Here is a 25,862-nt window from a genome sequence, read left to right as displayed (position 1 = left end):
ATGTATTTTTGCTGACCTTAAAACTATTGGCATGATTAAAAGATCGAGAGCAGCAATTTCTAAATTTATTATCCATAAAGTTGGAAATAAATTCAACAGTGCAACAAACGCTTTTTCTGAAAACCCAGTAACTTTTGATCAAGAGAGTTATGAATTAATGTTGCCATTTTTATTGCGTCCTTTTGGTAATGTTTCGCAGAGTTATCGTTTTAGTCATCATGCCAATATAGAGTTAAACGAAATCAACAATTACGCAACAGAGTTGCTAAAATCGCCAGATGAGTTTGTTGAAACATCTAAGCATATTGTAAACCATTTATACGAACAGTCTAATTCTGCACAAATTAAAACAGGTGATGTAATTATAGCATTGTTTGAAGATATTGAGTATAAAGATGTAATTACCAATGCGCTTGGTATTTTTAAAATTGAAAATAAAATAGACTTCTTTCAAACATACTTAGAAGAAGACAATTTTGATGTGTTTGTGCAGAAAGGAATCAGTACGAAAAAACTAGATAAAGGCTGTTTGATTGTTAATTATACAGACGATGAAGGTAAGACAGTATTGAGTGTAGATAACAACAATTATGACGCGCAGTATTGGACAAAAAATTTCTTAAACATAAAGTTTGCTGACGATGCCAACTTGCACACCCAAAATTATATTGAGCTGTGTAAAGAATTTAGTGATGAGATATTGAAACCAGATTATGGACATCAAGAACGCAGTAAATTTTTAGCGAGTTCGGTAGACTACTTTAAGGAGAATGATCATGTAAATGTGCACAACTTTAAAGAAGAGTTGTTTGAAGACGATAACCAAAAAGAGCAGTTTGAATCGTATAAAAAGCAATACGAAACTTTACATGATGTGTTGATTAGAAATGATTTTCCGGTTTCTGAATTGGTGTTGAAGAAAGAAAAATCTAAAATCAAATCTGAAATCAAGCTAGACACCAATATTCAAATCAAGATAGATGTAGACGCTCCTGATGCGCCAACAGAATATATGGAACGTGGCTACGACGAAGAAAAGAAAATGAAGTATTATAAAGTGTACTTTAATGAAGAAAAATAGCTAAACCAATTCCGCTTCAAATAGAGCAGAAAAGTGTTTATTAATTTTTTCTTTTACTTCTTCTATAGGTATTTCTCTACCCAATTCTAATTGAAGAGAAGTTACTGCTTTACCTTTAATACCACAGGGTATAATATGATCAAAATATCCTAAATTGGTATTGACATTTAATGCAAAACCGTGCATGGTAACCCAACGTGAAGCACGTACACCTAAAGCACAAATTTTTCTAGCAAATGGCGTTCCAACATCCAGCCAAACACCAGTTTCGCCATCACTACGTGTTCCTTTTAATCCGTATTCAGCAATCGTTAGAATAATAGTTTCTTCTAGTAAACGGAGATACTTGTGAATATCTGTAAAAAAGTTCTCTAAATCTAAAATAGGATAGCCCACAATTTGACCTGGGCCATGATAGGTAATATCACCACCACGATTGATTTTATAAAAATCAATGCCTTTTTCTTTTAACTGTGTTTCGTTTAATAAAAGATTGGAAAGGTCTCCACTTTTACCTAGAGTATAAACGTGAGGATGTTCTACATATAAAAAGTGATTCTTAGTAGGTACTTCTGTATTGTTTTTGCGATTCTCAAATTTAGTATCTACTGTTTCTTGAAATAAAACAGTTTGATAATCCCACGTTTCTTTATAGTCTTTGCGTCCTAAATCTTGTATGCTTACCTTTTTCAATTATCTGGATTGTTTAGAATAATGAGAGCAGCAATTACTCCCGGAATCCATCCGCATAAAGTCAATAGAAAAACAATAATTATAGATCCGCAACCTTTATCAAAAACCGCTAGCGGCGGAAATAATATGGCACATAATACTCTTAAACAACTCATATATAAATTAAATTAAAAGTATTTAAAAACCATGATTCTATTAACTCAACGAGTGAATTAAAATTATGTTACAAAGGTCTTGAATTTTTGAGTATAAAAAAAACTTTCAAAAAATACTGAAAGTTTAGAAAATACATTATATTTGTTCCATGCAATTAGATGAAGCGAAACATAAATTTATTCAACATTGGGGTTCTTTGGGCTCTAATTGGGGCATTAATAAAACAATGGCGCAAATTCATGCATTACTTTTAGTAACACCAGAATTACTATCTACAGAAGATATTATGGAGGCATTGCAAATATCGAGAGGTAATGCCAATATGAATTTAAGAGGTTTAATTGATTGGGGTATTGTGACCAAAGAATTTAAAGTTGGAGAGCGTCGTGATTTCTTTAGGGCAGATAAAGATATTTGGGAGATCGGTAGAAAAATTATGAGAGAGCGTCAAAAGCGAGAAGTAGAGCCTGTGTTAAAATTGCTGAATGACCTAAAAAAGATGGAAGCACAAACAGAGGAAGAAAAAGAATTTACTAAAACCATAGCCGATTTAGAATCATTTACAGGTTCTTTGAACGGAGTAGTAGATAAATTTGTGAAATCGGATGAGCATTGGTTTTATAAAAATCTACTGAAAGTAATAAAGTAAATTTTTTTACACACAAACTTTCAAAAATTATTGAAAGTATAAAAAGAAAAATTATGAAAACAACCACATTTATGACCGGACATTGGACTGATTTAATTATGCGCTCTTATACTATAGAACCGGATGTATTAGTACCATTTTTACCCAATGATGTAGAACTCGATTTATTCAATAACAAAGCTGTTTTTAGTGCTGTTGCATTTCAATTTTCTAAAGTTAAATTCTTTGGAATTAAAGTGCCTTTTCATCAAAGTTTTGGTGAAATTAATTTTAGAGTGTATGTAAAATCTAAAATTGACGGTCGCAAAGGGGTGGTGTTTTTAAGGGAGTTTGCCCCAAAACCATTAATCGCATTTATTGCAAATAAGATTTATAATGAACCATTCTATTACAAATCGATTCAAATTCGTAAAGAACATAATAGTGAATCTATATATACCCAATATAACTTTCCAGGTGGAATTCTCGCGGTAAATGCCTCTCAAGAATTTATGGAGCCTGAAATAAAAAGTTTTGATCATTTTATAATTGACAGGTATGTTGCTTTTGTAAAGAATGAAGATTTAAGTTCTAAGGTGTACCTAATCCAACACAAGCTATGGGCATTCTCAAAAAATACTGAAGTATCTGAATATGGAGCAGTTTTAGATTTATTGCCACCAGTTTTTAAAAGAGCAAAATTGTTACATACTCATTTTGTAAATGGTTCTGAGGTAGGAGTTGAAATTGGGTTTCAGCAACAAGATTTTATCAAATCACCCGTTATCAGTTAAGAACATTTATATTTGCAAACATGTCTATAGAATTACAAGAAATATCTAAGAGTTATGGTACTCAAAAAGCAGTTGATACCATCAGTTTTAGCATTGATAAAGGTGAAATAGTAGGTTTTTTAGGTCCGAATGGAGCTGGTAAATCAACCACTATGAAATTAATAAACGGTTACTTAAAACCTGATACAGGAACCATTACGGTAGATGGTATAGATTTAGCTCAGGCACCATTGAACGCTCAAGCTAAAATCGGATATTTACCAGAACACAACCCGTTGTATCTAGACATGTATGTAAAAGAGTATTTGCAATTTTGTGCTCGAATCTACAAGGTGTCAAAAGATCAAATACCATTAATTATTGAAAAAGTGGGTTTAGGTGTTGAATCACATAAAAAGATAAAGCAACTTTCTAAAGGGTATAGGCAACGTGTTGGCCTTGCAGCTGCTTTATTGCACAACCCTTCTGTTTTAATTTTAGATGAGCCAACCACTGGATTGGATCCACATCAGTTAGTGGAAATTAGAAGTTTAATTAAAGAAATTGGTAAAGACAAAACAGTGCTGTTTTCTACGCATATCATGCAAGAGGTAGAGGCGCTTTGTGACCGTGTTATTGTTATAAATAAAGGGCAATTGGTTGCAGATAAGCAACTAAAAGAGTTAAAATCTAACAAACATCAAATTATTGAAGTTGCCTTTGATTTAAGAATAGAAGAGCAATTTGTAAAACAAATACCGCATTTGGTAAAAGCCAAAAACACCTTTGATTTTAATTGGGAACTGACTTTTAACACACAAGAAGACATGGCGAGTACTGTGTTTGATTTTGCAAAAAATCACGGATTAAAAATTCTACAATTACAAACCAAAAACGCAGATTTAGAAACTTTGTTTAGATCGTTGACAAAGTAATTTATCTAAAAATCAATTTCCCTTGAAATAGTTCTTCTACATTAACTGTAGTTGGTTGGTTGTATGCAATCACATCTCCATAAGAATAGATACTACCTCTAATAATATCTATAGGATAAACCAACATATCATTAGTGCTTTTATGAGTGAAAAAAACTTTATTAGCTCTTAAATTTTGACCTTCAAAACGCGAATCGCCAGCAGCAAATGTTATACTTAGTGAATTTGTGTTTCCATCAATGTAAAAATTTCCATTTCCATTTGAAATTACTCTCAACTCTTCGTTATTAATTGATAAAAAGCAATCCCCAGTATTTAAATAGTCACCAAAATAGTCTTCAATATAAACAGTTAAATTAGGGTAGGTAAGTGTTCCATCTGATCGTACTGGGAACTGTGAAGAATTTCTAATCTCGGTGATATTAGGCGATGTCACATATACTTTTGTGATATTGTAATCTCTAAAAAAATTACAACTGTTATTATCTGTTAGAATGAGTTCATTGTTTGAAACAACAGCAGTTACATCATTCAGTAAGTTACGACCTGTTTCAATCACAACCTTTTGTTCAGCACCTTCTTTTACTATTAATTCTACACCTTCATAAATTAGAATCTTATCAAAAGCGGCCACTTCAATTTCGTTTTGAATGGTGGTACCTGTGGTTTGAAAGCAGTCGCTTGCATCTTCATTGTTGCAAGCAAAAATCAATACAAAGCAAACTATGTATAAAAACTTTTTCATCATACTTTTTATTTAAAAGCGATAGCCCAGTCCGAATTCCAATCCTTCAGCCCTAAACATATTAATTTTTAAAGATAGAGCAGCAAACAAGTGCTCTCCAAATCGTTTTTTGAATCCAAAACGTTCGTAAATTCTACTCACGTATTCATAAGGGTAATACACGTGATACCCTATTTGTCCAATCACAGAAAAACTGTGCATATTCATTTCGTATCCAGCAAATAAACCTGCTCTTTTCCAATCTGCATCAGAAACTGGTTCATCATTTTGTATGCTGTCCCATTCAATATAATCTTTCATAAATACAGGAAAAAAGAAGTCTGCTCCAAAAGTAATGGTGGATACGTTTGTCAACTTTTTATCACCATATGTAGACAAGGTGTAAAATGGAAATAACCCACTTCCATTTATAAGACTTTCATTAAATCCCGCTCTTAACACTGCATTTATATGAATTGGTTCTTTTAAGGTTTCTTTTTCTAAGACTCTGTCTGGAGCAAGTGTTTTAGGGTTTAAATCATAATGTACACCAACCGTTGCTGCAATGGTATTGACACCTAAATTAGGAACATTAAAACTACCATTGGAGTAATGAATGAGAGAAAACCCAGCATTCATACCAAAATTGCCAATTAAATAATCGTGCTGGTACTGTAGTTTTAACAAAACAGCGGCCACTACTTTAGATCCTATTGCCCAATTTTTTGGATTCTCTTCTTTATCAAATGGAGAAGTGGCATAACCCAAACCAAAACCACTTGTTAATTTAAGTTGATGTGAATTGTTTCTATTTAGTAAATAGAAATTATAATGACGCAAAATAGAATAGACTTCGCCCATTTCTTCAGTTTTAAAATCTTGAAAAATGGCGGTATAACCAGCATCGGGAAAGTTGAATTGATTGCCGAAAAGGTTGTTTTCTAATAGATGTTTGTTGTACTGTAAAATAATTCCCGTAGGATGCTTTTTTATAAGCGGTTTCAATTCTGGAGCGTGTTCAATAATATTGCCATAAAAAATATGGGCATCAATAGAGTTATTGCCTTGAGAGTGCCCTTTCAAAAGGACTGTAAAAAATATGCTAAACAGAATATACTTTTTCATATTTATAAGCGAATTCCGACTCCAAATTCTACAGTTTCAGCATTGGCCGCATGTGCTTTTAGACTTATAGCAGCAAACCATTTATCTCCAAAATAGCGTTTTAATCCAAGGCGTTCGTAATACCTTGTCTCATATTTAAATGGCCAATACACATAATAACCAACTTGTGCTATTACGGAGAATTTATTTACAAATAGTTCATGTCCCACAAACAAACTTACACGAGTAATATCTGAAGTGCTAGCATCAGATTCTCCAGGAAAATTAACGTGGTAATACTCTATAAATTCATTTAGGAAAGGAGAAATAAAAACATCTGTCCCCAATTGGATGGCACTTTTTCTACTAACGCGTTTATCAGCATACCCAGAAAAAACAAAAAACGGATATAAGCCACTACCAATATTTTCGGATTCATTTACACCACCTCTAAACACAAAATTAAATTTGATAGGTTCAATATATTTGTTAGTTACATCATGTCTATAAAAAGGCGCATCTTCCTGTTCTAAATTGTAGTGTAATCCTACAGTTGCACCCCATGTATTTAAACCTGTATTAGGTGATTTATAATTTGAGTTTGACGCATGAATAAATGTTAAGCCTGCTTGAACGCCTAAATTATTAAAGATACGTTCTCGTTGGTAGTATAATTTAAAATAGGTACTTGAGTTTAGATGTGTACCAAACGAAACATTCTTATTGTTTGTTTCTTTATCATACGGATTGGTATTGTATGCTAAACCAATACCAGCTCGCAGCATTAACTGATTTTTACTAGCTCTATTTAATAGGTAAAAATTGTAATGCGCATATAGCGAGTATAAATCTCCAACAATCTCACTATTGTAATTTTGATAGGCAAAAGAAAAACCGACGTCTGGGTAATTAAATCCTTGCTCCCAAGATTCTCTACCAAAATTTTTGCGATTGTAGCTCAATATAAACCCTTGTGGATGACCTGCAACAATAGGAGCTACAGTGGGTTGATGCCTCAAAATATTACCATAGAAATACTCAGCGACAAAACTGTATTGTCGAGGTACGCTTTCATTAGGTTCCGCATCTTGAGCTTGTAATTGCAATGCAATTGCTAAAACAAATAAAAGAGCAATTATATTTTTATTTGAGCATTTAATTGAGCTTAAAGGCAACAGATTCATCTTTAAGTTGGGTTAGCAATTCGTTAGTAATGTTGACTTTTTTTGTGCGGCTATTCATAGTAACACTCGTTTTTTCTTTTAAATCATTCAATTTAAAATAAATAGGTTTTTGACCCACATTTGTAACTATGATATGTTCTAATTTTTTAAGCGTATTTTCATTGATATCATCTACAGATAAATGTAGTGTAATGTTTTTGGCGAGTCTTTCCATAACATCATGCAATAATTGCATTTCAGTAAACTTCAATTTTATATCGTCGTTATAATAGTTCTTTTGACCTGAAATTCGAATATGTAAAAATGCGTTTGGAGCCAAGAAGTGTCTAAACTTCATATACTCTTCTCCAAATATTCTAAACTCTTGTGCAGCTTGATAATCTTCAACAGTAAATGTGGCCCACCCTTTTCCTGCTTTCGAAATACGGTGTTCTACTTGAGTGATAATTCCGCCAATAGAAACGGTCCTACCATCCATGTGTTTTAGGTCACTGAAAATGCCTAAATGAGCATTGCAGAAACTGCGAAGTTCATTTTTAAAATCATCTAAAGGATGACCAGAAATATAGATGCCCACCATTTCTTTTTCTTTAGATAGTTTTTCCATCATTCCCCATTCTTCACATTCTGGAATCAACGGTTCGTCAAATTGTACTTCTGAAGCCTCTCCAAAAAGTGATACTTGCGATGAGTTTTTGTTCTCTTGATATTTTGAGCCAAATCGTATGGCACGTTCTAGGAATGTTTGACCGCGATCATCCAACATAAAATATTGGGCTCTATGTTGATTAAAACTATCAAAACCTCCAGCAAGCACAAGTCCTTCGAACGTTCTTTTGTTTGCCGCTCTGAGATCTACACGTTTGGCAACATCGAAAATTGATCTAAACGGACCATTCTCTTTTCGTTCGTTAATAAAGGCTTCAACGGCACCTTCTCCCACACCTTTAATGGCTCCCATACCAAAACGAATAGCACCTTCATTATTTACAGCAAACTTATAATAAGATTCATTAATATCTGGACCCAATACTGGCAAGCCTGCTCGTTTACACTCTTCCATAAAGAAAGTAATAGACTTAATGTCTCGCATGTTATTAGAGAGTACAGCCGCCATATATTCAGCAGGGTAGTGCGCTTTTAAATAAGCCGTTTGATAAGCAATATAGGCATAGCAGGTAGAGTGCGACTTGTTAAAAGCGTAGGCCGCAAATGCTTCCCAATCTTTCCAAATCTTCTCTAATGTTTCCTTTGGATGCCCGTTTTTTTCACCACCACCCATAAAAAGTGGTTTTAGCTTTTCTAGTAAGGCAAATATTTTTTTACCCATGGCTTTACGTAGCATATCGGCTTGACCTTTTGTAAAGTCAGCCAATTTTTGAGAAAGCAACATTACTTGCTCTTGATATACTGTAATACCATAGGTTTCTTTCAAGTATTCTTCCATTTCAGGAAGGTCATAGGTAATTTCTTCTCTACCGTGTTTTCTATCAATAAAAGAAGGAATGTACTCCATTGGACCAGGTCTGTATAGCGCATTCATTGCAATAAGATCCGCAAAAGTTGTCGGTCTTAAGTTTTTCATGTGCTTTTGCATTCCAGGAGATTCGTACTGAAAAATACCAATGGTTTCTCCTCTTTGGAATAACTCATAAGTTTTTTCATCGTCTAACGGAAAATCATCTGGAATTAATTCAACACCGTGTTTTGCCTTTACAATCTTAACCGTATCCTTTATCAAGGTTAAGGTTTTAAGACCCAAGAAATCCATTTTTAATAGTCCTGCACTTTCTACTACACTGTTGTCAAACTGTGTAACGAACATGTCAGAATCTTTGGCCGTAGAAACCGGAATTAAATTGGTGATATCTTCTGGCGTAATAATAACACCACAGGCGTGAATACCTGTATTTCTTACAGAGCCTTCTAAAGAAACTGCTTGATTAATTGTTTTTGCTGATAAATCATCACCATCTGCAATAGTAACAAGTTCTGCTACTTGTTCTTTTTCTTCACTTCTTAACCCTGCAATTTTAGACTTACTTTTTTCGTCTGTACCAAAGATGTGATTTAGTTTGGTACCCGGAATTAACTTTGCAATTCTATCTGCTTCATGAAGCGGTAGATCAAGTACTCTAGCAGTATCTCTAATAGAAGATTTAGCTGCCATGGTACCATAAGTAATAATTTGTGCAACATTACTTGCTCCGTATTTTTCAATTACAAAATCAATAACACGCTGTCTACCTTCATCATCAAAATCAATATCAATATCAGGAAGTGAAACACGATCAGGATTTAAGAAACGCTCAAAAAGTAAGTCGTAAGCAATAGGGTCTATATTAGTAATCCAAAGGCAATATGCCACTGCAGAACCTGCTGCCGAACCACGACCAGGTCCAACTGAAACATTCATTTGACGTGCTTCGTGAATTAAATCCCAAACAATTAAAAAATACCCTGGATACCCAGTTTTTTCGATAATTTCTAATTCAAAATCAAGGCGTTCAATGGTTGATTCATCCAGTTCTTTACCCCAACGCTTATAGGCTCCTTCATAAGTTAAATGTCTTAAGTAAGCATTTTCACCACGTACTCCACCATCAACAGCATCTTCTTCGTGAACAAACTGTTGTGGAATATCAAATTTTGGTAAGAGTACATCTCTTGCTAGGGGATAAGGTTCTACCTTGTCTATAATTTCTGCAATACTTAAAATAGCTTCAGGAGTATCTTTAAAGATCTCCTTCATTTCTTCCCCACTCTTGAAATAATACTCTTCGTTCGGTAGGCCATATCTAAATCCTCGACCTCGACCTTTTGGTGTGTCAAACTTTTCGCCATCTTTTACACACAACAGAATATCATGCGCAGTGGCATCGTTTTGATTGATGTAAAAAGTATCGTTAGTAGCAACTAATTTAACGGCATGTTTCTTAGAAAATTCTTGTAACACTTGATTTAAGTGCTGCTCATTTTCTTGACCATGATTGGTAATTTCTAAATAAAAATCTTCTCCAAACTGTTCTTTCCACCAAATCAGTGCTTCTTCTGCTTGTTGCTCACCAATATTTAAAATTTTACTTGATACTTCACCATAAACGTTACCACTTAAAACAATAACGTCTTCTTTATATTCTTCTATTAATTGTTTGTCAATTCTAGGGACATAATAAAATCCTTTGGTATGAGATATCGAAGAAAGTTTAGCAAGATTATGATAGCCGTTTTTATTCTTTGCTAATAGCACAATTTGATACCCATTGTCTTTGTGTGTTCTATCTAAATGATTTTCACAGACATTAAACTGACTCCCAACAATAGGAGTGATTTTCTGTTTTGGTGTATCACCTTCTTTTAATTCGGCATTATGCGTTTCAACAGATTTATTATGAGCGAGTATATCTTTCACAAAATAAAACGCCCCCATCATATTACCGGCATCGGTTAAAGCCACTGCAGGCATATTGTTTTTAATGGCTGCTTTTACAATATCTCCTACACTCGCTGTAGATTGTAAAATGGAGAATTGCGAATGGTTGTGTAAATGCGCAAAAGGCGCATCTTTTAATGCAGAAATATCTACTTTGCTTACAGAGTCAACAGGTGTATCTGTAATCTGTTCTTTTTTAAGTAGAGCACTTTCCGCTTTTAAGTTGAGGTGTTTTAATCCGATAACTTTAATTGGTTGCGGATTGTGCTCACCAAATTCTTTAAAATAGGTTTCGTCTACATCTAAACTTTCCTTTGTAAAAATGCGTTGACGAATTAATTCTAAAAAACAACGCGTTGTTGCCTCAACATCAGCGGTTGCATTGTGTGCCTCGTTAAATGCAGCACCAAACAAATGTTGGTGTAATTCTGTTAGTGTCGGAAGTTTAAAGCGACCACCTCTACCACCTGGTATTTTACATAGTTCTGCTGTTGTTTCGGTACAAGTATCTAAAACAGGAAGTTCTACTAAAGGACTTTCTACACCTTCTCGATAGAATTCACAGCCCATTATATTTACATCAAAGCCTACATTTTGTCCAACCACATGAGTAGCTTTAGAAAGTGCGATATTAAATTTTGATAAAACCTCAGCTAACGGGATACCTTTTACCTCGGCAAGTTGTGTTGAAATACCATGAATCTGCTCAGAATCATACGGAATATTGAAGCCATCAGGCTTTATTAAATAATCTTGATGCTCTATTAGATTACCCAAATTATCATGCAATTGCCATGCAATTTGAATACAACGTGGCCAATTGTCTGTATCTGTTATAGGGGCGTTGTAATTCTTAGGTAATCCAGTAGTTTCAGTATCAAAAATTAGGTACATAAATGGCCTTGGTTTGAAAGGTTAAAAGTAGCAAAAAACAGTCTTTTTTTATCGGCTTAATTCTCATTATTTATCAACAAAAAATGGGGTGATTTACGCAGGAATAATAGGTGTGTGAGATGTTTAATTCATTTGTATTTATTTGAAGCTAAAAATAGACTGCAATTTTTAAAGCATAGTGATTGTTAAAAGGAATAAAATCAGTACATTTGCACCCTCAAACCCGAAACGAGTTCGGGGAGTATTTAATAATCAAGGTCGAGTACCTTAAAATTTTAAAAAATGCCTGTAAAAATTAGATTACAAAGACACGGTAAAAAAGGAAAGCCATTTTATTGGATCGTAGCAGCTGATGCTCGTGCGAAAAGAGATGGTAAATACTTAGAAAAGTTAGGAACTTATAATCCTAACACAAATCCTGCAACTATTGATTTAGATGTTGATGGTTCAGTAAAGTGGTTACAAAATGGAGCACAACCTACAGACACAGCGAGAGCATTATTGTCTTACAAAGGAGCTTTATTAAAGCATCACTTATTAGGAGGTGTCAGAAAAGGTGCTTTTTCTGAAGAAGAAGCAGAAAAGAAATTCCAAGCATGGTTGGATGAGAAAGCTGGTTTGGTAAATGCAAAAGTTGAAGGTTTAGCAAAAGCAAAAGCAGATGCTAAAGCGGCAGCATTAGCAGCAGAGAAAGAAGTAAACGAAGCTCGTAAGAATGCAGTAGCAGAAGCTGAAGCAGCAGCTAAGGCTGAGGCTGAAGCAGCAGCGGCAGAGGCAGCGGCTGAAGAAGGATCAGAAGCACCTGCAGAGAATGCAGCTGAAGAAGCAACTGAGGAAACTGCAGAGTAGTTTAAATTTCTAACAACCATGAAAAAAGACGATTGCTTTTATCTTGGTAAGATCGTTAGAAAACACAGTTTTAGGGGAGAAGTTGTTATTAAATTAGATACAGACGAACCTCATTTATACGAAAATTTGGAATCAGTGTTTGTGCAACACGGCGCAAATCTGATTCCTTTTTTTATGGAGAAAACCTTGCTTCAAAAAGGTAATCAACTACGTGTTAAATTTGAAGGGGTAGATACAGAGGCAGATGCTGAGGCCTTAATGAAATCAAGTATTTATTTACCATTATCACTTTTACCGAAATTAGAAGGTAATAAGTTCTATTTTCACGAAGTAATTGGATTTCAATTAGAAGACGTTAATCAAGGTATAGTTGGTGAGATTACCGGTATTAATGACACTACAGCGCAACCTCTTTTTGAAGTTGATAGAGAAGGAGTGGAGCTCTTAATTCCTATGATAGACCATTTTATAAAAAAGGTAGATCGTAGTAATAGAACTATTCTAGTAGAAACTCCTGAAGGATTAATAGACCTTTATTTGGAATAAAATATTGTACTGCTAAGATTTTAGCACTTGGAGTGAATATGAGCATAGCGAGTTTTTGTATCGAGAAGTTTTCTTGTAATAAATTCTCGATATGATTTTTATCAAAATCTACTCGTACTTACCTTTCATTATAATTTATTAGATGAAACCATTTCAATTCAAACAATTTACTATTCACCAAGATCAATGTGCTATGAAAGTTGGTACAGATGGTGTCTTGCTTGGTGCTTGGGCTCAACCAAAAGATATATTTTCAATTTTAGATATTGGTACTGGTTCGGGTTTAATCGCCTTGCAAATGGCTCAAAAATCTTTTGCTGAAGTTATTGACGCGGTCGAATTGAATGAAGGTGCTTATGTACAAGCTGTTGAAAATTTTGAGCAGTCAGATTGGGGAGATCGCTTGTTTTGTTATCATGCTTCTTTTCAGGAATTTGTAGCTGAAATGGAAGGCGAAGAGTATGATTTTATAGTGTCGAATCCGCCGTTTTATACAAACACAGTAAAAGAAGGTTCTATGGTTGCTTCTAGGCAGCAAGCAAGGCATGAAAAAAGTTTACCGGCTGAAATTCTATTAGGTGGTACGGCAAAATTGTTGTCAGAACATGGCTCGTGTGCTTTTATAATTCCTTTTCAAGAAGAAGTGAAATTCTTAGAAGTCGCTCAAAAGTTTAGTTTATTCCCAAATAGAATAACCCGCGTGAAAGGCAAGAAATCTGCTCCTGTAAAAAGAACTTTATTACAGTTGTCTTTTGAAAATAAATTAATTCAAGAAGATGAATTAATTATTGAATTAGAAAGGCATGTGTATACCAAAGAATACACTGAATTGGTTAAAGACTTCTACTTAAAGATGTAAACCGCACTCAGTTTTTGGGTGGTTATTCCATCTGCCACTTCTACCTTCTCCGGGTACTGTACAATGTTTGCAACCCACAGAACTATATCCTTTTGCTACTAATGGATGAAAAGGCAATTTATGTTCTTTAATGTATACTTCTCTTTCTTCTTTACTAACATCTAGTAGTGGATAGAATTTTAAAATACCATTTCTCAATTCAAAAATGTCTAAGGTAGATCTATGGTCACTTTGCCATTCCATCAAGCCAGAAACCCATAAATTGAATCGTTGTTTTATAAGGCTTAAGGGCCTTACTTTATTGATGTCACAGCAAAACTCAGGTGTAGTTTTCCAAGTTTCATTTCGAGTGGTGAAATCGTTGTCAATTTTGTTAGCTCCAATAGATTCAACCTTCAAACCATAAAGTCTAGTTAGCTCTTCTTTGTATTTTAAGGTTTCTTCAAAATGGTATTTGGTATCGATAAAGTAAATAACTTGTTCTTTGTTTACCTGAGAGAATTCGTGTAGTAAAAAGGCTGAACTAGTAGCAAAAGAACTGGTTAACATAACCTCGTTAACATCAAAATCTTGGTATAAGGCTTTGATTCGTTCTCTAATTGTTAAGGTTCTATATTTTTTATTTAAAACCGCAATTTCTTGGGCGGTAAATGTTCTTTTCTCCACTATGCTAGTATCCATTCTAGTTGGCTATTTTTAAAACCTATCAAATATATAGAGTTTGTGTGATACTAGCTAACATTTTCTGAATTATATCCTAAAAAGGGTACTTTATACTCCTTGAATAAGATGCCATAAGGCTCTAGTTCATTTAAAATTGGAGTATAAATCTTTTTAGATATAGGGCGGAGAACTCCTTTGTTTGTAATTTCACCATTCAATATTTTTAAAGCAGCAATCGCTACAGGTAGGCCTACTGTTTTTGCCATAGCAGTATGTTCTTGATTATCCCCTAATACGACCATTTGAGCATCTATTTGCTGTTTTTCTCCATTTATTTCAAAACCAAACTTGTGATACATAACAATCATGTCTTTATCGTCTTTTTTTAGACTCCAACTTTCTGTTAGAATTTTTTGAAGCATTTGCGCTGGTGTAGCATTTTTTAGACCAATTTTTTTGTTAGGGTTGAATAAGTCAAGTTCAATGAGTTTTGCCCATAAAATATCATCTTGGTCAATTTTCAAATAATGGCGTAATTTGAGTTCAACAGAATCAGTTGGGTGATACGCTAAAAATGAATTAATAAAATCTCTGTACGACATATTTTCTGATCCCTCCATAACAAAACTATCATCGGTCATACCTAACTGGACAAAAATATTCCAAGCTCTGGAGAAACCAACGCGTCTAATAGTTCCTCTATAAAGGGTTGGAATAGTATCTAACCCATAAACGCTGCGATATTTTAGTGAATCGCGATTGGCATAGGCTTCAAATTTACCATAGCCTTCAATGCTTAAAAATTCTGTTCGTCTAAATAATTTGTGGTACGGTATGTATTTGTACTTGCCTTCTTGAATAAATTTAGCGACGCCTCCTTGACCAGATATCACCACATTTCTTGGGTTCCATGTGAATTTGTAATTCCAGAGATTGTTATCGTATTCAGGAGCAACCAATCCTCCCGTAAAAGATTCAAATAAAAGCATTTTACCCCCCTTATTTTTTATACGATCTATAACATGCATTGCACTCATATGGTCAATACCTGGGTCAACACCAATTTCATTCATAAAGGTCAGATTGTTTGAAATGGCGGCCTCATTTAATTCTTGCATTTCTTTGGAAATGTAAGAAGCCGTAACAAGATGTTTTTTATATAGAATACAGTCTTTGGCTACCTCAATATGATAATGTGCTGGCAGCATAGATATAACAATAGAGGCATTAGAAATAGCTTTCTGCCTTTCAGGTTTATTAAAAACATCCAACTCAATTGCAATTGAATTTGGGTGGTTGTTTAGTTTTTTTTGAGCATTCTCAATAGAAGTATCTGCAAGTTGTATTTGAAATTGCTCAGAGGTTGATTTATGTAATAAATAATCTATTAGTACAGCAGAAGATTTACCAGCACCGATAATTAGAATTGTTCTCATTCAAAAATTGATTGTAAAGTTTGTTTGGCTTTATCTAAGTCTGTAGCATTCACTTGGAGTCTATATCCATCAGAAAAAGATGTTCCAATTGTAGAAGTGGCATACTGATCTGCTAAAAAGCTATTAATGCCTTCAATTGCAAGTTGATCTTTTACGATTTGAACTTCATGTAATGCAGTCGTATTTAAAATAGATACTAAGTTATTTTCTTCTTTTTTCATAGTTCATGGTTTATTTTTGATGCATAAAAATTGAATCATGCAAAAAATATTAATTGCTGTAGCTATACTTGGAGCTATTACTATTGTTCTTGGAGCTTTTGGCGCACATGCCTTAAAAGAACAATTGTCTATCACACAAATACAAAGCTTTGAGACAGCTGTAAAATACCAAATGTACCATGTTTTAGTGCTACTGTTTGTAAACATATATCAGAAGTTTCCAAATAAAACTAAAAAGAATTTAAGTTTACTTTTCTTTATAGGAATCTTGTTTTTTTCTGGATCGATTTATGCGATTACCATTTTCAATATTCCGGCTTCAAAAATTTGGTATACAACACCTATAGGTGGTACAATATTAATACTCGGGTGGCTAAAATTATCAATTTCGTTTTTTAGAGCCAAATAATAACAGTCAAATTAAATATTAGGTAAAAAAATAGGTTTTAAAATGATATAATTAAAAAAGTTGCTTTAGTTTTGCCTGCAAAACCAATATTAAATTTGTAAAACTAATGGTATCTAACGATTTAATTTCGAAAACGATTTCGTTAACCGAGTATGGGATTGAAAATGTGGTGGTTCGCTACAATTTAACTCCCGATGAATTACATGCTATTTGTCTTGAAAAAGAATTAGGAAAAGAGGCTTCTACTGGAGCTTTAGCCGTAAATACAGGCGAGTTTACAGGTAGGTCACCAAAGGATAGGTTTATTGTGAAAGATGAGCTTACAGAGGATAAAGTTTGGTGGGGAGATATTAATATTCCGTTTGAAGAAGCTGCATTTGAAAAATTGTACAACAAGATTACCAATCATCTTTCTGGTAAAGAGTTATATGTAAGAGAAGCGTATGCCTGTGCAGATGACCGTTATAGAATGAACATTCGTGTAATAACTGAGTTGCCTTGGGTAAATATGTTTGCCTATAACATGTTCTTGCGTCCTTCTATAGAGAATTTAAAATCTTTTAAACCCGAATGGACAATTTTGCAAGCGCCAAGTTATATGGCAATTCCAGCAGAAGATGGAACGCGTCAGCATAACTTTGCGGTTCTTAGTTTTAAACGTAAAACGATTCTAATAGGAGGAACTGGTTATACCGGTGAAGTGAAGAAAGGAATTTTCTCAGCCTTGAATTTTATTTTACCTGTTGATAAGAATACATTGCCAATGCATTGTTCTGCTAATGTTGGAGAAAATGGAGAAACAGCTATTTTCTTTGGATTATCTGGAACTGGTAAAACCACTTTATCTGCTGATCCAAAACGAAAGTTAATAGGTGATGATGAGCATGGTTGGACTTCGGATAATACAGTTTTTAATTTTGAGGGAGGTTGTTATGCTAAAGCTATAAACTTGAAAGAAGAAAATGAGCCAGAAATATTTGGGGCTATAAAAAAAGGAGCATTGTTAGAGAATGTTGTTTTTAAAAATGGGACGAATGAAGTTGATTTTGATGATGTTTCAATTACTCAAAATACGCGTGTAAGTTATCCAATACATCATATTGATAATATTCAGATACCATCTCTTGGTAAAAATCCTAAGAACATTTTCTTTTTAACCTGTGATGCTTTTGGTGTTTTACCTCCAATTTCTAGATTGTTACCAAATCAAGCTGCTTATCATTTTATTTCTGGATATACTGCAAAAGTTGCAGGAACAGAGGCAGGGGTAACAGAACCGCAACCATCTTTTTCTGCTTGTTTTGGAGCGCCATTTATGCCGTTACATCCCGCCAAATATGCTGAAATGTTGAGTGCTAAAATGAAAGAGAGCAATGTCAATGTTTGGTTGATAAATACCGGTTGGATTGGCGGTCCATATGGTGTTGGTGAGCGAATTAAATTAAAATATACGCGTGCAATGATTAATGCAGCTTTGAACGGAGACTTAGGTAAATATTGCTATGAAGATTACCATATTCATTCTGTTTTTGGTTTGGCACAACCGCGAAAATGTCCAGGAGTTCCAGATCAAATTTTAAGTCCTAGAGCAACTTGGAATAATGATGAGGCCTACTATAAAATGGCATTTAAATTATCGAATGCATTTAGAGAAAATTTCGACAAGTTTGAAATGGCTTCAAATGAAGAGATACGACGAGGTGGACCGCAAAGATTTTCACATTAAATTAAAAAGGCTCTGAATATTCAGAGCCTTTTTAATTTAAGTAATTACAAATTGTATCTCTTTGCCTGAATAGAGGATTTATACGGATTCCAAGAATCTTCGAAAGATCTCTTAAAGAAAAACTCTTTATAGTAGGCAATTGTTCGAATAATTCTCAAATAGGTTCCAGTGTAAATAGACATAAATACCACATAAGGCCAAAGATAAAACTCTTCTTTTTTTCTCTCAGAAAATAAATAAATACTTAGCATTTGAATATATGACATTACAATGTAGAGTGTTAAGTTCATAGCTATAACAAAATAAAGTTGCCCCGTGTAATTAATGATAATATCAATTATGTATATCCACCACAACAAATCTAATACGACATTGTAAAAAACGTTTTCAGCAAGAGCAAAAAAATTAGACCATTTAAAATTTGAATTAGGGAAATATATATCGCGATGTTTTCTAATTCTAAATCTTATAATAGATTTATCCCATCTTAATCTTTGCTTAGTAAGAATCTTAAATTTAGAGGGTGCGTTAGTTAAGCAAATTGCTTCTGGTTGAAAGTATACCTGATAACCAGATTTTCTAATTTTCACCGTAATATCCCCATCCAATCCTGGACCAATATCCCAGCCACCTATGCTATCTAAAACATCTTTTCGAAAGGCTCCAAAGGCTCCGGATATGATTTTGTAAATACCCAAATAGGAGGTAACAATTCGTCCAACAGAAACGGTTTTTAAATACTCTATTGCTTGCAGTTTTGAACAAAGACTCATTTTGTAATTACGTACTTTAACATTACCACCAACAGCACCAATGTTGTTGTCTAAATAAAATGGAATTAAAACTTTTTCTACAGCGTTATAGTCAAAAGAGCAATCAGCATCTAAATGAATGATGTATTTACCCTTAGAATAACTTAAAGCTAGATTTGCAGCGGATGCTTTTCCTCCACGCATTTCATTTCTCAGAAATAAATCAATAAGTCCTAATTTTTCTAAATTTCTTCCTATGGTAGGAGTTTCATCATCAGAACCATCATCAACAATTATTAATTCAAAATTTTTAAAGCTTTGTTCAGAAAGTGATTTGGTTAATTTATATAAATGTTTACCTTCATTTTTACCGGGAATTATTACTGAAACAAATGGGTTTTCATTGTAAAGTTTGATTTTGGCATTTTGAAATGCTTGATTTCTTTTATTCTTGTTAATGAAAAAGATAAATGCAATAATATAATCTAATATGATATATCTTGTAAATTCAAAAATTACAAAATACCAAAACACTCTAATAAATTTGTTAAAACCAACTTCAAACCAATAAGAAATGTATTCTGGTGTTATGTCGTGAATACTAATGAACATTTTGAAGTAGTTTATTCACCTCTGATTTTTCTGATAATTCTTGAATATAAATATCTATTGGTTTTTGGTTAAATTCTATATTATCATTTAATAGTTTTGTTAAGTTATAGTGTATCAATTCTAATCTTTCAATTTTATTACCTTTTGTCTCGGGTAACAGTAAATAATACAGATTGAATCTTTTGCTTGTTAGGATGTCGGTATCTTTTAGATATGACGAAATGATGGATTGAATTTCAATTGAAAGCTTGGATTTAATTTTTTTATTAAGAACTTCCAATGAACTATTTTTAAATTCAATAACAACAAATTGACTTTTATTACCAAAATTTTTTATCCGAGTAATTTCTTGATTTAATAAAATTTTAAAAACAGGAATACTTATATAATCTAATTTTTCAGGATTCTGAGATAAAGATTTTCCATGTTTAAGGAAATTTTCTCCTATTTGAGTTAGACCAAATACTTTTAGATTTAGTGGTGTTAACTCATCGATTTTTTGTTCTGTATTGCAATCTATGCATAATGATTTCATCCCGTGATTTTGGAAATTTGTATTGCAAGAATTGCATTTGAATATTGAAGAAGGTTTGTCGTAGTCCACACCAATATGGCGTAATTTTCTATAGCATTTCGGACAGATTAAATCATCTTCAGATTTAAATTTTGATTCAACAGAAATGTGGGCGCAGACGAAATGATGAATCATATCTTCTTCTTCAATATCAATTGAATTACAATTTGGACAACACTCTCTTATGTTGAGATAATTTCCGTTACAATTTTTGCATAGATGTACTTGATCAAAAAACGATTGCGAAAGTAGTTTGTCCTTACTCATTTGATTTAATAAGGTTACTTGTGCTAATTCATCTTTTTCTTTAAAAAGAGTTGAGATGAATGGATATTCAAAACCAATCAAACTTTTTCTTGAGGGAAATGGTTCTAAAACTGCATTTCGAGTAAAACAGAATGCTGTTATTTTCAATTTTAACAAATCGGTGTAGTCGAGATTAAACGAATAATTTATTTGTTCAATCCTCTTGTTCATTACTGTTATAGGCTGCAAGTAAGAGGGTAGATTCTCCAATGAAATATATCCATCCGTATGATCTAAAATATTTTTAGATAATTTATAAATAGAATTAACAAATAAAGGTTTTAAAGCATTTTTTATGTTTTTTACAGTGCGTAAGTATTTAATGATTTCTAATACTCGATTCTCTTCATTCACATTAATTATAAATCCATCATAATCATTCAATTGCTCTTTTCGAAGACCATATGCACTGGAAATTAAAAGAATTGAACAATTTTCAACTCTTACAATACTTGAATTATTATGAGGACTTACGAGATTCATTTCTAGTAAAATTGATTATAAAGACATATACACTTCTTTAGGAATTCTATTTCTTTTATTTCCTCTAATGTCAAATATTAGTGTCTCAGATGTACCATTATTTAGCAACTCCATATAACTAATATCTTTATATTGTTCATGTTCTACCGCTAGTATTATTACATCAAAAATTTCCTTTGTTTCAGAAACCAGGTTTAGACCATATCTTCGTTTCACTTCTTTTGGGCACGCTAGATAATCCTGTACAATAACGTTGTAACCCTTTTTCGTTAATTTCACTGATAATTCAGCGGTTTTAGAGTTCCGAATATCGTTTACATTTTCTTTAAATGTTATTCCTCTTACTAAAATTGATATGGGTGCATTTAAAAATTTCTTTGGATAAAGTTTTCTTTCTAAAAGATGAATAATATGATTTATCATTCCTTCGTTAACTTCTCTAACCTGTTCTAATAATCTTGGGGTATATTTGTTTTCTTTCGCCTTGCTTATTAAATAATAGGGATCGACTCCAATACAATGACCTCCTACTAGACCCGGAAAGTAATTGTGAAAGTTCCATTTGGTGCTTGCTGCTTCAAGTACATCTTTTGTATTTATATTTAAAACTCCGAATATTTGCGAAAGTTCATTCATTAAGCCAATATTTACATCACGTTGAATATTTTCTACAACTTTTGCCGATTCAGCAACAACAATACTTGGAGCTTTATGGATTCCTGATTCCAAAATTTCGTCATAAATGGCTGCAATATTATTGAGAGCTTCTTCATTACTACCAGAAACAATTTTCTTTATTTTAGTGAATGTATGATTTGAATCTCCTGGATTTATTCTTTCTGGTGAATATCCAACTGAGAAATCTTTTTTGTAAGAAAGTCTAGAAATTCGTTCTAATATAGGCACACAAATTTCCTCAGTACAACCGGGAAATACGGTAGATTCAAAAACTACGTAGTCTCCTTTTTTTAAATATTTTGCGATAGTAGCTGTTGCAGATTTAAGCGGTCCTAAATTTGGTTTTTTTAATTCATCAATAGGAGTGGGTACCGTAACGATATAAAATTTTGAATGTTGTAGAATTTTCTCATTTGAGGAAAAAATAATGTCTTTGTCAGTAAAGTCCTTTGGAGATAATTCATTACAAGGATCTATTTTTTGAGAGATTTTCATAACTGTATCGACATTACAATCATATCCATTTACCTTAAATTTAGAGGCCATATGGATTGCAAGGGGAAGACCAACATATCCCAATCCAACAACCGCAACGGAATGCTTCTTGTTGATTAGTTTTTTGTAAAGATTATTCTTTTTATACGCTAGAGTAGGGTAGTTAATTAATTGTTTGCCGCTTTGGTGTTGTTTCACAGTATTCATAAATTTATTTCTTTACCACTAAAGTAAATGAAGCTATGAGTCTACCAGTATTTATTAGTTAAAGGTCTTTTTGGTTTAGGTGAATGGAGGTCTTGTTCAGTTAAATTGAATATAGGTCAATTTTAGAATTTGTACAATTTTACTTTTACATTGAGTTTGTAATATTTACTCCAATTAGTAATTTCATTCTTATTTGTAGGGATTATTTCAGCCAAGATGTTACGCTCTGTTGGTTCATATTTCTTTTGAAATTCATTCGGTGCTTCATATGTGGAAATAAATAGTTTGTTAATTATTCCTTTGGAAGTCGATTTATCTGGGAATTCAACGATTACAGCCCTTCCTTCTGAAATTGTTGCAATATCCTTAAGATTGAAATAGGCTTTTACAAAGACCTTATTGTAATCATGAATTGTCATAACATTTTCGGACTTATAACAAGATTCTTCACTATTTTTTAGAATTTGACCTATTACGCCGCTAATAGGTGAATAATAGGCGTTGCTGAATTTCGGATTATCGTAATAATTTGAATTAGTAAGTGATTTCTGTTTTTCGAGTAATTTTAATTCTCTTTCTAAAAGGTATTTTTTTGAATGTAAGCCTTGAAGATGAAGATAAACTTCATTTAATTTAGTTTTTGTATAGACATCTAAAAGAACTAATTCTTGGATTGATTCATGTTCAATTTGCTGCATTTGAATTTCATTTTCAATATGTGTAATTTCCAACTTCTTTAAATCAATTTTGTGTTGCCATTGATTTTGTAAGGAATTTCTCTTTTCTTCTTTGTCTAATGTTTTAATAACAAAATTGGCATCATTATCAAATTGATTTTGAACATAGTTAAAAAGTAATTCGCCTTTTGAAACATATTCTCCTTGTTGTATTTTTATTTCTTTGAGCCTTATGTCATTTGTGAAGTTCACATCAACTTTTTCCATATGCATTTGACCATTTCCATAAACCCATATCGTTCTTTTATATATAAAACTTGCTAACCAAAAAAATAGAATTATTAAAATGAGGACAAACAATAGTCTATCAAAATTGAATATTCTCTTTTTGATTTTAGGTTCTTTTAAAGTCCTAATAGTTGCTTTACTTTTTTGATATGAGAATTTTTTCATATTTCATTTTTTTTAAATCTTTTGAAATTAATTCACAAATAGATGTGTAATCTTCCTGACTTTCTATTAGTTCAAACGAAACATGTTTCTCGTTAAGAAAGTTTTGTGTTTCATGATCATTTCTTGCTACCAATAGGATCAAGTTTTTTTTGGCTAGACTATATTGATATTGAAATTCAAGACTGAAATCTTTATTTTTTTGGATAATAACCGGTGTGTAGTGTTTTTCAGAATTGAAATGGAAGGGTTCAATTAATTCGGAGAATTGGTAGTTAGGCAATAGGATAAATAAATTGCTTATGGTGCTGTATAACTGTCGTTTTAATTGAATTAATTGTAGTAATATTTTAAATTTTTCTTCACAATATTGTAATGCAATTATTCCTGTCTCTTTATAAAAATGGTTTTTCAACAGGGCACTAGTTCTAATATGTTCATTTATTAATTCCCAGTTGTGATATTGAATCTGGATAGCTGAAATTTTATCGCGGTACGATTTTATTTGTGTTATAAAGTTATTTTGAATTTGTGTTTTATCATCAGTTTGCTTCATCTCTAAAATTGCCATTTCAGTTTCTTTGATTTGGTTTTTTTGGTTAAATCTTAATGGAGCTTCAAATCGAAAGCCAACAGATGGATAAAATTGATTTCTAGTAAGAGAGTGATTGAAGTTTTGGCCCATATAAATACTCAGTTTTAGATCATTGGTCAATTTGTATTTTAGATCGATATTCTTTTTATCTAATGAAGTTCGTAAAGAAAATTCATTGTTTGGTGAAATACTGTCGATAATTAATTTTATTAAGGGAAGAGTTTCATACTTATACTCTGTAGAAATTTCATCTTTAAGAACTTTGTTTTCCTGGGATAAAAGTTTGATCTTATTTTCTAGAACAATTATTTCATTTGCAGTAGTCAGTAACTTTTCTTTTTCAATTAATTTTTCACTGTATAGTTCATGAAGAATATCAAAATAGGATTTTTCAAATTCAAGATATTCTTGAAGTAATTTTATTTCTTCTTGATTTACTGTATAATTCCATTCAATTCTAAATTTTTCTCTCCAATGTTTTTTTGCATTTAATTCTTGGTCAATTTTAAGCGATTCTGCTTCGTTTAGACTTATTTTGGCTTTATTTTTATTTTGAAAAAACCCCTCCCTCATGAGGTCCCATTCAATTAATCCCTTAATTCTAACTTTATTAAATACATTTGCTTCTTCATCAAAAGCATCTTCAAAATTGTAATTTGTAACAGCTTTTATTGTTAGTCCAACATCTTGATTAAACTGTTTCGCTCTTAATTCTTTTAATTTAATTTGATAGTAGTTGGTATTTGAAATTGTATCAATATTTTGAGCTGATATTATATCAATTTTTCCCTCTTTATTTGGAAAAATGAGATGGACATTTGTTTCTAAATACAAACTGTCTATCATTTCTATTAGCTCGGAATGAGTTTGGGCAAGACCTAAATGATAGAAAAGTAGAAACAATAATTGAACTCCAATCAATTTCATATTCCGAAAATAGATTGAAACTACAGTTTAACGTGTTTAAATCGTTGATTGGCAGTCTTAAATGGGTAAAATGAAGTTTTGTTCGGTTAAAGTAAATTCAGCCGTTGCATTAATTCAGTACGATTAGCTCTACTAACGGGAATAATATCTTGATTAATTAAGATGCTATTATCTTCGATATCAACAATCTTTTTGATATTGATAATATAAGATCTGTGAACTTTTAAAAAGATTTTTGGCGGTAACTTTTGTTCGATTTTTTTTAGTGTTGAATGAACAATAAAATTTTGTTGTTCAGTTTTGATTTTGATATAATCGCCATTTGCCTCAATTACTAAAATTTCTGGAATAATTATTTTAACCAGTCTTCGATCAATATTTATGTATAAGTCATTGGTTTCAGAAGAATTGGTGTTTGAGGCAGAAGCTGACAGTGATAGGTCTAATTTGGACAAAGCCAAGTCAAACCTTTCTCTAGTAATTGGTTTAGCGATATAATCCAGCACGCAATTGTATTCAAACGCGTCTAAAGCAAAACTTTTATCAGAAGAAATTAAAATTATTTTTGGAGATTTTTTAAGAGTTTTAATAAAATCAAATCCTGAAAAAGTTGGCATATGAATATCCAAGAAGATACAATCAATATTATTGTTGGTATTCAAATATTTTATAGCATCAATAGCATTAGAAAATTCTTCTATAACTTCTAATTCTTGCGATTCACTGCATAATTTGTTCACTATAGTGCGAGCAATAGCGTCATCGTCAATTATGATACATTTTTTCATAAAT

At 32.5% G+C, this 25,862-nt stretch carries 24 protein-coding genes; 9 read left to right on the top strand and 15 right to left on the bottom strand.

The window, feature by feature from the left end:
- The first annotated feature begins 31 nt into the window (after nucleotides 1-31).
- Complete coding sequence (locus ACYQ5R_RS03310; RefSeq protein WP_460189485.1) at nucleotides 32-1,081, top strand: nucleoid-associated protein; 1,050 nt, start codon at nucleotides 32-34, stop codon at nucleotides 1,079-1,081.
- Here the strand turns inward: ACYQ5R_RS03310 and lipB are convergent, their stop codons facing one another.
- Both lipB and ACYQ5R_RS03300 read right to left on the bottom strand, forming a co-directional pair.
- Nucleotides 1,082-1,774, bottom strand: coding sequence for a lipoyl(octanoyl) transferase LipB (gene lipB / locus ACYQ5R_RS03305; RefSeq protein ID WP_460189484.1), 693 nt, complete (start codon nucleotides 1,772-1,774; stop codon nucleotides 1,082-1,084). It abuts the gene before it with no gap.
- Nucleotides 1,771-1,929: a YqaE/Pmp3 family membrane protein gene (locus tag ACYQ5R_RS03300; RefSeq protein WP_460189483.1), complete on the bottom strand. Its 159-nt coding sequence runs from the start codon at nucleotides 1,927-1,929 to the stop codon at nucleotides 1,771-1,773. The genes lipB and ACYQ5R_RS03300 overlap by 4 nt, the downstream gene beginning before the upstream one ends.
- A gap of 149 nt (nucleotides 1,930-2,078) precedes the next feature.
- Between ACYQ5R_RS03300 and ACYQ5R_RS03295 the strand changes: the two genes are divergently transcribed.
- The 3 genes from ACYQ5R_RS03295 to gldA are packed head-to-tail and all read left to right on the top strand — an operon-like array spanning nucleotide 2,079 to nucleotide 4,266.
- On the top strand, nucleotides 2,079-2,579 hold the full coding sequence (locus ACYQ5R_RS03295; protein ID WP_460189482.1) for a GbsR/MarR family transcriptional regulator: 501 nt from the start codon (nucleotides 2,079-2,081) through the stop codon (nucleotides 2,577-2,579).
- A gap of 53 nt (nucleotides 2,580-2,632) precedes the next feature.
- Complete coding sequence (locus tag ACYQ5R_RS03290) at nucleotides 2,633-3,352, top strand: YqjF family protein (protein ID WP_460189481.1); 720 nt, start codon at nucleotides 2,633-2,635, stop codon at nucleotides 3,350-3,352.
- 20 nt (nucleotides 3,353-3,372) lie between these two features.
- On the top strand, nucleotides 3,373-4,266 hold the full coding sequence (gldA, locus tag ACYQ5R_RS03285) for a gliding motility-associated ABC transporter ATP-binding subunit GldA (RefSeq protein ID WP_460189480.1): 894 nt from the start codon (nucleotides 3,373-3,375) through the stop codon (nucleotides 4,264-4,266).
- Nucleotide 4,267: 1 nt separating this feature from the next.
- Here gldA and ACYQ5R_RS03280 read toward each other — a convergent pair whose 3' ends face one another.
- From ACYQ5R_RS03280 to dnaE, 4 genes are read right to left on the bottom strand one after another with little or no spacing between them, the layout of a single operon-like run.
- Nucleotides 4,268-5,014 carry a head GIN domain-containing protein gene (locus ACYQ5R_RS03280; RefSeq protein WP_460189479.1) on the bottom strand — a complete coding sequence of 249 codons (747 nt, stop codon included), beginning with the start codon at nucleotides 5,012-5,014 and terminating at the stop codon, nucleotides 4,268-4,270.
- A 9-nt stretch (nucleotides 5,015-5,023) separates the two neighbouring features.
- Nucleotides 5,024-6,115: an acyloxyacyl hydrolase gene (locus ACYQ5R_RS03275; protein WP_460189478.1), complete on the bottom strand. Its 1,092-nt coding sequence runs from the start codon at nucleotides 6,113-6,115 to the stop codon at nucleotides 5,024-5,026.
- Nucleotides 6,116-6,117: 2 nt separating this feature from the next.
- Complete coding sequence (locus tag ACYQ5R_RS03270) at nucleotides 6,118-7,278, bottom strand: acyloxyacyl hydrolase (protein WP_460189477.1); 1,161 nt, start codon at nucleotides 7,276-7,278, stop codon at nucleotides 6,118-6,120.
- Nucleotides 7,250-11,605, bottom strand: coding sequence for a DNA polymerase III subunit alpha (gene dnaE, locus ACYQ5R_RS03265; protein ID WP_460189476.1), 4,356 nt, complete (start codon nucleotides 11,603-11,605; stop codon nucleotides 7,250-7,252). Before dnaE ends, ACYQ5R_RS03270 begins: the two co-directional genes overlap by 29 nt.
- Before the next feature lie 282 nt (nucleotides 11,606-11,887).
- Here dnaE and ACYQ5R_RS03260 point away from each other — a divergent pair, with 282 nt between their 5' ends.
- From ACYQ5R_RS03260 to ACYQ5R_RS03250, 3 genes are all read left to right on the top strand, one after another.
- On the top strand, nucleotides 11,888-12,454 hold the full coding sequence (locus ACYQ5R_RS03260; RefSeq protein ID WP_460189475.1) for a 30S ribosomal protein S16: 567 nt from the start codon (nucleotides 11,888-11,890) through the stop codon (nucleotides 12,452-12,454).
- An 18-nt stretch (nucleotides 12,455-12,472) separates the two neighbouring features.
- Nucleotides 12,473-13,000, top strand: a complete 528-nt coding sequence (gene rimM / locus ACYQ5R_RS03255; RefSeq protein ID WP_460189474.1) for a ribosome maturation factor RimM — start codon at nucleotides 12,473-12,475, stop codon at nucleotides 12,998-13,000.
- A gap of 142 nt (nucleotides 13,001-13,142) precedes the next feature.
- The gene (locus ACYQ5R_RS03250) at nucleotides 13,143-13,859 is read left to right on the top strand and encodes a tRNA1(Val) (adenine(37)-N6)-methyltransferase (RefSeq protein WP_460189473.1); all 717 of its coding nucleotides are present in this window, start codon (nucleotides 13,143-13,145) and stop codon (nucleotides 13,857-13,859) included.
- On the opposite strand, the gene ACYQ5R_RS03245 is transcribed toward ACYQ5R_RS03250, so the two are convergent.
- Genes ACYQ5R_RS03245 through ACYQ5R_RS03235 form a run of 3 tightly spaced genes read right to left on the bottom strand, consistent with a single transcriptional unit; the run spans nucleotide 13,848 to nucleotide 16,179 of the window.
- On the bottom strand, nucleotides 13,848-14,540 hold the full coding sequence (locus tag ACYQ5R_RS03245) for a phosphoadenylyl-sulfate reductase (RefSeq protein ID WP_460189472.1): 693 nt from the start codon (nucleotides 14,538-14,540) through the stop codon (nucleotides 13,848-13,850). The two genes, ACYQ5R_RS03250 and ACYQ5R_RS03245, sit on opposite strands and share 12 nt — an antisense overlap.
- A gap of 50 nt (nucleotides 14,541-14,590) precedes the next feature.
- Entirely contained in the window at nucleotides 14,591-15,958 is a 1,368-nt protein-coding gene (locus ACYQ5R_RS03240) for a saccharopine dehydrogenase family protein (RefSeq protein WP_460189471.1), read from the bottom strand.
- Entirely contained in the window at nucleotides 15,955-16,179 is a 225-nt protein-coding gene (locus ACYQ5R_RS03235; RefSeq protein WP_460189470.1) for a putative signal transducing protein, read from the bottom strand. Before ACYQ5R_RS03235 ends, ACYQ5R_RS03240 begins: the two co-directional genes overlap by 4 nt.
- 37 nt (nucleotides 16,180-16,216) lie before the next feature.
- Here ACYQ5R_RS03235 and ACYQ5R_RS03230 point away from each other — a divergent pair, with 37 nt between their 5' ends.
- Nucleotides 16,217-16,588 carry a DUF423 domain-containing protein gene (locus ACYQ5R_RS03230; protein ID WP_460189469.1) on the top strand — a complete coding sequence of 124 codons (372 nt, stop codon included), beginning with the start codon at nucleotides 16,217-16,219 and terminating at the stop codon, nucleotides 16,586-16,588.
- A 106-nt stretch (nucleotides 16,589-16,694) separates the two neighbouring features.
- Nucleotides 16,695-18,314, top strand: coding sequence for a phosphoenolpyruvate carboxykinase (ATP) (gene pckA / locus ACYQ5R_RS03225; protein ID WP_460189468.1), 1,620 nt, complete (start codon nucleotides 16,695-16,697; stop codon nucleotides 18,312-18,314).
- 44 nt (nucleotides 18,315-18,358) lie between these two features.
- Here pckA and ACYQ5R_RS03220 read toward each other — a convergent pair whose 3' ends face one another.
- The 6 genes from ACYQ5R_RS03220 to ACYQ5R_RS03195 form a co-directional block, all read right to left on the bottom strand.
- On the bottom strand, nucleotides 18,359-19,678 hold the full coding sequence (locus ACYQ5R_RS03220) for a glycosyltransferase family 2 protein (protein WP_460189467.1): 1,320 nt from the start codon (nucleotides 19,676-19,678) through the stop codon (nucleotides 18,359-18,361).
- The gene (locus ACYQ5R_RS03215; protein ID WP_460189466.1) at nucleotides 19,668-21,041 is read right to left on the bottom strand and encodes a TackOD1 domain-containing metal-binding protein; all 1,374 of its coding nucleotides are present in this window, start codon (nucleotides 21,039-21,041) and stop codon (nucleotides 19,668-19,670) included. The genes ACYQ5R_RS03220 and ACYQ5R_RS03215 overlap by 11 nt, the downstream gene beginning before the upstream one ends.
- A 15-nt stretch (nucleotides 21,042-21,056) precedes the next feature.
- Nucleotides 21,057-22,421, bottom strand: coding sequence for a nucleotide sugar dehydrogenase (locus ACYQ5R_RS03210; RefSeq protein WP_460189465.1), 1,365 nt, complete (start codon nucleotides 22,419-22,421; stop codon nucleotides 21,057-21,059).
- A 122-nt stretch (nucleotides 22,422-22,543) separates the two neighbouring features.
- A complete protein-coding gene (locus ACYQ5R_RS03205; protein WP_460189464.1) occupies nucleotides 22,544-23,365 on the bottom strand; it encodes an HlyD family efflux transporter periplasmic adaptor subunit in 822 nt (273 codons plus the stop codon).
- Nucleotides 23,366-23,522: 157 nt separating this feature from the next.
- Nucleotides 23,523-25,070, bottom strand: a complete 1,548-nt coding sequence (locus ACYQ5R_RS03200) for a hypothetical protein (RefSeq protein ID WP_460189463.1) — start codon at nucleotides 25,068-25,070, stop codon at nucleotides 23,523-23,525.
- An 86-nt stretch (nucleotides 25,071-25,156) separates the two neighbouring features.
- Nucleotides 25,157-25,858, bottom strand: a complete 702-nt coding sequence (locus ACYQ5R_RS03195; RefSeq protein ID WP_460189462.1) for a LytR/AlgR family response regulator transcription factor — start codon at nucleotides 25,856-25,858, stop codon at nucleotides 25,157-25,159.
- Nucleotides 25,859-25,862 lie beyond the last annotated feature (4 nt).

This window comes from Urechidicola sp. KH5 (genome assembly GCF_054661455.1).
Note: the sequence above shows the minus strand (reverse complement) of the source record. Positions and strands in the feature narration are given on the sequence as shown.

What these genes read in the sequence shown, in the direction of transcription:
- ACYQ5R_RS03200 (WP_460189463.1), bottom strand. Translation starts at nt 25,070, where the DNA reads ATGAAATTGATTGGAGTTCAATTATTGTTTCTACTTTTCTATCATTTA.
- ACYQ5R_RS03210 (WP_460189465.1), bottom strand. Translation starts at nt 22,421, where the DNA reads ATGAATACTGTGAAACAACACCAAAGCGGCAAACAATTAATTAACTAC.
- ACYQ5R_RS03230 (WP_460189469.1), top strand. Translation starts at nt 16,217, where the DNA reads ATGCAAAAAATATTAATTGCTGTAGCTATACTTGGAGCTATTACTATT.
- ACYQ5R_RS03275 (WP_460189478.1), bottom strand. Translation starts at nt 6,115, where the DNA reads ATGAAAAAGTATATTCTGTTTAGCATATTTTTTACAGTCCTTTTGAAA.
- ACYQ5R_RS03270 (WP_460189477.1), bottom strand. Translation starts at nt 7,278, where the DNA reads ATGAATCTGTTGCCTTTAAGCTCAATTAAATGCTCAAATAAAAATATA.
- rimM (WP_460189474.1), top strand. Translation starts at nt 12,473, where the DNA reads ATGAAAAAAGACGATTGCTTTTATCTTGGTAAGATCGTTAGAAAACAC.
- dnaE (WP_460189476.1), bottom strand. Translation starts at nt 11,605, where the DNA reads ATGTACCTAATTTTTGATACTGAAACTACTGGATTACCTAAGAATTAC.
- ACYQ5R_RS03295 (WP_460189482.1), top strand. Translation starts at nt 2,079, where the DNA reads ATGCAATTAGATGAAGCGAAACATAAATTTATTCAACATTGGGGTTCT.
- ACYQ5R_RS03240 (WP_460189471.1), bottom strand. Translation starts at nt 15,958, where the DNA reads ATGAGAACAATTCTAATTATCGGTGCTGGTAAATCTTCTGCTGTACTA.
- ACYQ5R_RS03280 (WP_460189479.1), bottom strand. Translation starts at nt 5,014, where the DNA reads ATGATGAAAAAGTTTTTATACATAGTTTGCTTTGTATTGATTTTTGCT.
- ACYQ5R_RS03290 (WP_460189481.1), top strand. Translation starts at nt 2,633, where the DNA reads ATGAAAACAACCACATTTATGACCGGACATTGGACTGATTTAATTATG.
- pckA (WP_460189468.1), top strand. Translation starts at nt 16,695, where the DNA reads ATGGTATCTAACGATTTAATTTCGAAAACGATTTCGTTAACCGAGTAT.
- ACYQ5R_RS03300 (WP_460189483.1), bottom strand. Translation starts at nt 1,929, where the DNA reads ATGAGTTGTTTAAGAGTATTATGTGCCATATTATTTCCGCCGCTAGCG.
- ACYQ5R_RS03220 (WP_460189467.1), bottom strand. Translation starts at nt 19,678, where the DNA reads ATGTTCATTAGTATTCACGACATAACACCAGAATACATTTCTTATTGG.
- ACYQ5R_RS03310 (WP_460189485.1), top strand. Translation starts at nt 32, where the DNA reads ATGATTAAAAGATCGAGAGCAGCAATTTCTAAATTTATTATCCATAAA.
- ACYQ5R_RS03215 (WP_460189466.1), bottom strand. Translation starts at nt 21,041, where the DNA reads ATGAATCTCGTAAGTCCTCATAATAATTCAAGTATTGTAAGAGTTGAA.
- ACYQ5R_RS03205 (WP_460189464.1), bottom strand. Translation starts at nt 23,365, where the DNA reads ATGGAAAAAGTTGATGTGAACTTCACAAATGACATAAGGCTCAAAGAA.
- ACYQ5R_RS03195 (WP_460189462.1), bottom strand. Translation starts at nt 25,858, where the DNA reads ATGAAAAAATGTATCATAATTGACGATGACGCTATTGCTCGCACTATA.
- ACYQ5R_RS03235 (WP_460189470.1), bottom strand. Translation starts at nt 16,179, where the DNA reads ATGAAAAAAGAAGAAAATAACTTAGTATCTATTTTAAATACGACTGCA.
- ACYQ5R_RS03245 (WP_460189472.1), bottom strand. Translation starts at nt 14,540, where the DNA reads ATGGATACTAGCATAGTGGAGAAAAGAACATTTACCGCCCAAGAAATT.
- ACYQ5R_RS03260 (WP_460189475.1), top strand. Translation starts at nt 11,888, where the DNA reads ATGCCTGTAAAAATTAGATTACAAAGACACGGTAAAAAAGGAAAGCCA.
- gldA (WP_460189480.1), top strand. Translation starts at nt 3,373, where the DNA reads ATGTCTATAGAATTACAAGAAATATCTAAGAGTTATGGTACTCAAAAA.
- ACYQ5R_RS03250 (WP_460189473.1), top strand. Translation starts at nt 13,143, where the DNA reads ATGAAACCATTTCAATTCAAACAATTTACTATTCACCAAGATCAATGT.